The organism is Arthrobacter sp. LAR12-1-1.1 (genome assembly GCF_040676555.1).
GTDB lineage: Bacteria > Actinomycetota > Actinomycetes > Actinomycetales > Micrococcaceae > Arthrobacter.
This window is the reverse complement of record NZ_JBEGIG010000004.1, coordinates 101201-107539: the sequence shown is the minus strand read 5'-3', so window position 1 is coordinate 107539 and position 6339 is coordinate 101201. Positions and strand designations below refer to the sequence as shown.

Annotated in this window: 6 protein-coding genes and 1 pseudogene; 4 read left to right on the top strand and 3 right to left on the bottom strand. The window is 65.3% G+C overall.

The window, feature by feature from the left end; all coding sequences use genetic code 11:
• From MRBLAR12_RS05730 to purU, 4 genes and pseudogenes are all read left to right on the top strand, one after another.
• Positions 1 to 218 (top strand): annotated as a pseudogene (locus MRBLAR12_RS05730) (lipoyl synthase); the annotation flags it as partial.
• Between the two features lie 76 nt (positions 219 to 294).
• Positions 295 to 1131 (top strand): methylenetetrahydrofolate reductase, encoded by an 837-nt coding sequence (locus MRBLAR12_RS05725; protein WP_364744257.1) that lies wholly within the window; start codon positions 295 to 297, stop codon positions 1129 to 1131.
• Positions 1121 to 2587, top strand: coding sequence for a D-serine/D-alanine/glycine transporter (cycA, locus tag MRBLAR12_RS05720; RefSeq protein WP_229995152.1), 1467 nt, complete (start codon positions 1121 to 1123; stop codon positions 2585 to 2587). Before MRBLAR12_RS05725 ends, cycA begins: the two co-directional genes overlap by 11 nt.
• Positions 2584 to 3525, top strand: a complete 942-nt coding sequence (gene purU / locus MRBLAR12_RS05715; RefSeq protein WP_229995151.1) for a formyltetrahydrofolate deformylase — start codon at positions 2584 to 2586, stop codon at positions 3523 to 3525. Before cycA ends, purU begins: the two co-directional genes overlap by 4 nt.
• Positions 3526 to 3725: 200 nt before the next feature.
• Here the strand turns inward: purU and MRBLAR12_RS05710 are convergent, their stop codons facing one another.
• From MRBLAR12_RS05710 to MRBLAR12_RS05700, 3 genes are all read right to left on the bottom strand, one after another.
• Positions 3726 to 4118, bottom strand: a complete 393-nt coding sequence (locus MRBLAR12_RS05710) for a VOC family protein (protein WP_229995150.1) — start codon at positions 4116 to 4118, stop codon at positions 3726 to 3728.
• A gap of 2 nt (positions 4119 to 4120) precedes the next feature.
• Positions 4121 to 4936: an ArsR family transcriptional regulator gene (locus tag MRBLAR12_RS05705; protein ID WP_229995149.1), complete on the bottom strand. Its 816-nt coding sequence runs from the start codon at positions 4934 to 4936 to the stop codon at positions 4121 to 4123.
• A 74-nt stretch (positions 4937 to 5010) separates the two neighbouring features.
• Positions 5011 to 6273, bottom strand: coding sequence for an NYN domain-containing protein (locus tag MRBLAR12_RS05700; RefSeq protein ID WP_229995148.1), 1263 nt, complete (start codon positions 6271 to 6273; stop codon positions 5011 to 5013).
• Positions 6274 to 6339 lie beyond the last annotated feature (66 nt).

The window sequence follows — 6339 nt, the reverse complement described above, 5'->3', positions numbered from 1 at the left end:
AGCCGCAGGAATTCGTGGACCTGCAAAACGAAGCGGACGAGATCGGCTTCCTCGGCGTCATGTCCGGGCCCCTGGTGCGCTCCTCCTACCGCGCCGGCCGGCTCTGGGCCACCGCGATGCGCAAGAAAGGCTGGGAAATCCCGGCCGAACTCGCCCACATCGAAAGCTCCGGCAGCACCCGCCAGGAAGCCAGCTCACTGCTCGCGGCTACGGCCTGAACAACCCAACCCTGATGCCCAAAAACCTGATGCCCAAAAACCTGATGCCCAAAAACCTGATGCATTGAGAGGACCAATGATGTTCCCCATCAGAATAGAAATCATCCCTTCCGAGGGAATCGTTGAGCGGGTCACGGACCTGGTGCCGTTGACCACCACGCTCACGGTGACCTGCCTGCCCCATCACGGCATCGAGCGGACCATGCGCACTGCCGTGCAGCTTGGTGTGCTGGGCTACACCGTCATCCCGCACCTCGCCGCGCGCAGCCTGCGTGACCGGGCCGAGCTGACCGGAATCCTCCGCGACTGTGATGCTGCCGGCATCCGCGAGGTGTTTGTCATCGGCGGGGACCGGAAGCAGCCGGCCGGCCCGTATGAGTCCGCCCTTCCTCTGCTGGAGGATATTGCGCAGTACTCCGGCGGGTTCGTGCGGGCAGGCATTGCGGGCTACCCGGAGGGCCACCCCTCCGCCGGCCCCGTGGACATGCTGGACGCGCTCCTGGCAAAGCAGCACCTGGCCTCGCACGTTGTGACCCAGATGTGCTTCGCCCCGGAGAAAATCCTTGACTATGCGGCGCTGCTGCGCCGCGAAGGCGTTGAGCTGCCCGTCTGGGCCGGGGTGGCGGGGTCCGTGCCCCGGACCAAACTGGTCTCCCTGGCGACGCAGATCGGCGTCGGAAGTTCCCTGAAGTTCCTCAGCCGGAAGGGCCCACTTGCGCGCAAGCTCCTGAGCGGCGACCGCTACTCCCCGCAAAGCCTGGTGTCCGGGCTGGAAAGCCAGCCTGGCAATCTCGCGGGCATCCATCTCTACAGCTTCAACAGCCTTGACTCTGTTCCCGGCGGACCGGGTCAGGCGCCCATCTCAGCAGCACTCCAGACAGCATTGATTCGAGGAGCAGCACGTGACAACTGAAACCGTAACTTCCCAGCAGGAACCGCATCTTGAGCGGCAGCTCAGCAATCGGCACATCCAGCTGATCGCCATTGGCGGCGCCATCGGCACCGGCCTGTTCATGGGCTCGGGCAAAACCATCTCCGCGGCCGGACCCTCCGTCATCTTCGTCTACATGATCATCGGCTTCATGCTGTTCTTTGTGATGCGGGCGATGGGCGAGCTCCTGCTAAGCAACCTGAACTACAAATCCTTCAGCGACTTCGCGGCGGACCTCCTCGGGCCCTGGGCCGGCTTCTTCACCGGATGGACCTACTGGTTCTGCTGGGTGATCACGGGAATCGCGGACGTCATCGCCATCGCAGGCTACTCCGAGGAACTCTGGCCGGGGCTGCCGCTGTGGATCCCGGGCCTGGCCACCGTGGCCATCCTCCTGCTCCTGAACCTCACCACGGTGAAGGCGTTCGGCGAAACGGAGTTCTGGTTCGCGCTGATCAAGATCATCGCGATCGCGGCGCTCATCGTGGTGGGTCTGTTCATGATCTTCAGCGGTTTCCAGTCCGACGCCGGCCCTGCCAGCTTCACGAATCTGTGGAGCCACGGCGGTTTCTTCCCGAACGAGTTCATGGGTTTTGTGGCCGGCTTCCAGATCGCAGTGTTCGCCTTTGTGGGCATTGAGCTGGTGGGCACCACCGCCGCGGAGGCCAAGGACCCGGAGAAGAGCCTGCCGAAGGCCATCAACTCCATCCCCATCCGCGTGCTGCTCTTCTACGTGGGCGCCCTGATCATCCTGATGTCTGTCACTCCCTGGACCCAGTTCCAGGCTGGCCACAGCCCGTTCATCGCCATGTTCTCCCTGGCAGGGCTCGGAGCTGCGGCAACGATTGTGAACCTGGTGGTGCTCAGCTCGGCCATGTCCTCGGCCAACTCCGGCATCTACTCCACCTCGCGCATGGTCTACGGGCTGGCACAGGAGGGCGACGCGCCGTCGGTCTTCAGCAGCCTGTCCCGGCGCAAGGTCCCGCAGAACGCCCTGTTCCTGTCCTGCGTCCTCCTGCTCTCCGGCGTGGTGCTGATGTACGCCGGACAGGACATCGGCAAGGCCTTCGACATGGTGACCACCGTGTCCGCCGTCTGCTTCGTGTTCGTCTGGTCCATCATCCTGGCCAGTTACCTGGCCTTCCGCCGCCGCCGCCCGCACCTGCATGAGGCGTCCAAGTTCCAGATGCCGGGCGGAATCCCCATGGTCTGCGTGGTCTTCGCGTTCTTCGCCTTCGTTCTCTGGGCGCTGACCACGCAGCCGGACACGCTTCTGGCGCTCCTGGTCACGCCGGTCTGGTTCGTTCTGCTCGGCGCCGCGTGGTTCGTGCTGCGCCGGCGTCCCGCCCACCTGGCCCGTTATTCACGGTTCCAGGCCGAGCTCGCGCAGGAAGAGGCATCAGCTGTTGCACGAGAGCTTGAGAAGGTGCAGAAATGACCGCACAGACCCCAAAAAGCCCCGACCCTGCACCTGCGGAACCCGCTGCCACGGCAGAGCATGTCCTGACCGTCGACTGTGCGGAGTCGCCGGGCATCGTCCACGCGGTCTCGGGATTCCTGCTCGACCACGGCTGCGACATCCTGGACATCAAGCAGTACGGGGACAAGGGGCAACGGCACTTCTTTATGCGCGTCCACTTTTCCTCGGGTTCCTCCTCCGACTCCTCCTCAGACTCCTCCTCGCGCCAGGAGTCCTTCAGCACCGAGGACCTGCGCCGCGACTTCACGCCTGTGGCCGAGAAGTGGGAGATGAATTGGCAGCTGGAACCGCACGGCCGCAAACGCCGCGTCCTGGTCATGGTGTCCAAAATGGGCCACTGCCTCAACGATCTACTGTTCCGGGCGCGCACCGGCGACATCCCGGTGGAGATCGTGGCCGTGGTGTCCAACCACCGCGACCAGGAGGGCCTGGTCCAGTGGCACGGCATCCCGTTCTTCCACCTGCCAGTCACCAAGGACACCAAGCCCGAGGCAGAGGCCCGGCTAATGGAGCTGGTGGACGCCTTCGACGTGGAACTCGTGGTGCTGGCCCGGTACATGCAGGTCCTGAGCGATGAGCTCTCGGCCCAGCTGGCAGGACGGACCATCAACATCCACCACTCGTTCCTGCCCAGCTTCAAAGGCGCGAAGCCGTATCACCAGGCCTACGACCGTGGCGTCAAGACCGTGGGCGCCACGGCCCACTACGTCAACGCCGAACTCGACGAGGGCCCGATCATTTCCCAGCAGGTCATCGACGTGGACCACACGTACACCGCCGATGCCCTGGTGGCGGTGGGCCAGGACGCCGAATGCGCGGCACTCCGCAACGCCGTCCGCTGGCACTGTGAAGGCAGGATTCTGCTGCTCGGCAACCGCACCGTCATTTTGCGGTAGGCCATGAAACCGACAAATGTGCCGCGCTGCGAGTCATCGCACCGGAAGCGCGCCGATCGGCGGTTGCGCAGGGAAACCTGGGCTGTCATTCTCACAGCCGGTGCCCTGTTGGCAGTCATCCTGTCGCAGGCGCTGTCCTATGGAAACTGACTAAACGAAAGCGGACGACGGCGGGAGGGCCCGGCGTCGTCCGCTGGCCGCTATTGGCCGGCGGGTTGGAACAACTCGACTACGTTGCCGGACGGATCTTCCAGCAGGATCTGCTGTCCGCCTGGGCCGGTGACGATGTCGTTCCGGAACGTGAGGCCCGCTGCGCGCAGCCGGTGCACTTCGGCCGCGATATCGCCCACGATGAGGTGGATCCGGTTCCATCCTCCCGGCGCTGGCACCGCGCCGTCCGGCATGGGCCGGCCTGCCGAGCTGCTTGGCCCGCTCAGGAGGAGCCGCAGCCGGCCGCGGGTGACGTCGGCGAACGCCGGTGCGGCGCTCATCCTGAGGGTGAACCCGAGGTGCTTTGTATAGAAGTCGACCGCCGCATCGACGTCGGCCACCATGTATCGGACGCTGACCAGTTCCGTAAGGTCGTTGGGCATTTCTAGCTCCTTTCCGAACTCGTTTGGGAGTTTTCGATTGCGTAAAGCAGGAACTGGATCCGCGTGTTCAGTTCCTCCGCGGTGCGAACAAACGCCGGATAACTGTCCTGACTGGCTGCCTCGGCCGCCGGATCGGGGATGCTCCAATGCACCATCGCCGGCGCCCCCGGGAAGTCCGGGCACACTTCCCGCACGCGGTCACAAAGGCTGATCACATAGTCGAAGCGCTGCTCGGCGAACTCACTCAGATGCTTGGAGCGGGCGCCGCTGATGTCCATGCCACGCTCACCCATCACGCGCACGGCGTTGGGGTGCAGGTCTTTGGGGTGGCTGCCGGCGCTGGCGGTTTCGACCCGTGAGCCGCCCAGGCGCCCCAGGATCGCCTCGGCCATCTGGGAGCGGGCGCTGTTGCCCGTGCACAGGAACAGCACCCGAACGGGTGACTGCGCGCGTGACTGACCCGGCGGTCCCCCAAGACCGTCCGCGGGCAGTGCCAGCTCAGCCGGGACCAGCCGCAGGCCGGCGTGAAGCGCCGCGCCGGATGCGGCAAGCCGTTCGCGATAGGCAGCCAGGTTGAGGCTGCAGTACGTGTCACGTCCGTCAGCCGAGCTGCGCCGCATGGTCACCAGACCGGCTGCGCGCAGTTGGCCAAGATGGTAGGAGGTCAGGCTCTGCCTCTGACCCACCAGCGCCGTTAGTTCGCGCACCTGCCGGTCGCTGCGGGCCAGCTCGCCCAGCAGCTGCCACCGCACGGGGTGTCCAGCCAGGCGGAGGAATTCCGGCGCCGCCTGATCCTCTGGGGATATGGTGTGGCTCACGCCACAATTCTATCAATTCAGATAGATCGATCAAAGAGGTTTGATTGATCTATCTTCGGCCCAGCCGATCAGCGCTATGCCCGGGAGTCGCCTGGGCCGGACTCCAGCAGCCCGCCGCCGGCCCAGCGCCTGAGCGCGAGCTTCTCGGCGTCGTCGAACTCCATGAGGGCAAGCCGGCACAGCTCTTCCACGTTTCTGGCCCATGCGGCGGCGAGTTCCTGGGCCGTCATTTCCTCGGAGAGGGAACCTCCCGCGTACACCACGCCCTGGATCACAAAGTTGACGGCCGAGCGGGATACCGGCTGCCCGGCCGCAACGCAGTCGTCCCGGACCACGCGGGACAGCTCGTTTCGAGTGACCGGCTGCTCATGGAGCCTGGCCGCCATGGCCTCGAGCAGCTGACGGAACTGGGCGGCGGAGAGTGCAGGCACATCAGTGACCCGGGCAACCCGTTCCTCGATGCCGGGCCCGTCCTCAGCCTCGGCGGGCAGATCGTCGCCGGAAAACCTCTGCGCGTCCCAGACCCAGCCACCCCGCGCAGCGGAATATTCAACGCCGTGGCCGATCTGTGCCACCCAGCTACCAAACTTTCCCCAGCCGCCCCAGTCGGTCTTCAGCGAGGGATCGGCCGTGAGTGCCCGGTGAGCCACCATGGCCCCGACAACCGGGCCCGGGGCAGTCCGGACAAAGTCGCAGACCTCTTTGGCCGCGCCGGAGAGAGTCGTGGCCTTGGACTTCGTCGTCTTCACTGCCCCTTCTGCCCGCTGCGTCTGGACAGATGCCACGGCATGGATCTCGGCCGAGGTCCCGTTGAGGATTGCCACGAAGTCGTGCGACTCCACCACGCTGTCGGCCATCTCCCGGTAGGCGAACGCCACGGCGCCGGCCGCGATCACCGTCGTCATGCGGTCAGCCGCCCGGAACCGCTGGACCAGCGACGTGAAGTCCGCGTCCGCCGACGCGACGAAGAATTCCTCAACATGTGCCGCGCCGGACAGGGCATCCATCGCGTCCAGCACCAGGTTGATGTCGGTGCTGGACTTGCCCCGCTGCGTGAGGGAGGGGCAGTCGATCACACGGAAGCCGGCACGCGTCCAGTACGGCCTGTACTTGGAGTAGATCACCGGGTTGAGGTAGCAGTTGCGGATCAGGAAGCGCCGGGATTCCTCGCCCGCGCCGCCGGCGGCCAACGCTTCCGTCCAATGCTTGGGATCCTCAGCGAATCTCTTGGCGGCCGCCGGGTCCAAGGCCATCAGGCCGGTGTAGACGTTGTCGAAATCCACGAACATCGCGGCGCGGATGCCAGGCCGCCTGGACTGGGGGAGAGGATCGCTCATCGGCTCAGTGTGCCAGCAAGAGTGGGGGACGTACCAGATGTGACCTTCACTGTGGCGGCCAGTCGC

What these genes read in the sequence shown, in the direction of transcription:
- MRBLAR12_RS05725 (WP_364744257.1), top strand. Translation starts at nt 295, where the DNA reads ATGATGTTCCCCATCAGAATAGAAATCATCCCTTCCGAGGGAATCGTT.
- purU (WP_229995151.1), top strand. Translation starts at nt 2,584, where the DNA reads ATGACCGCACAGACCCCAAAAAGCCCCGACCCTGCACCTGCGGAACCC.
- MRBLAR12_RS05710 (WP_229995150.1), bottom strand. Translation starts at nt 4,118, where the DNA reads ATGCCCAACGACCTTACGGAACTGGTCAGCGTCCGATACATGGTGGCC.
- MRBLAR12_RS05700 (WP_229995148.1), bottom strand. Translation starts at nt 6,273, where the DNA reads ATGAGCGATCCTCTCCCCCAGTCCAGGCGGCCTGGCATCCGCGCCGCG.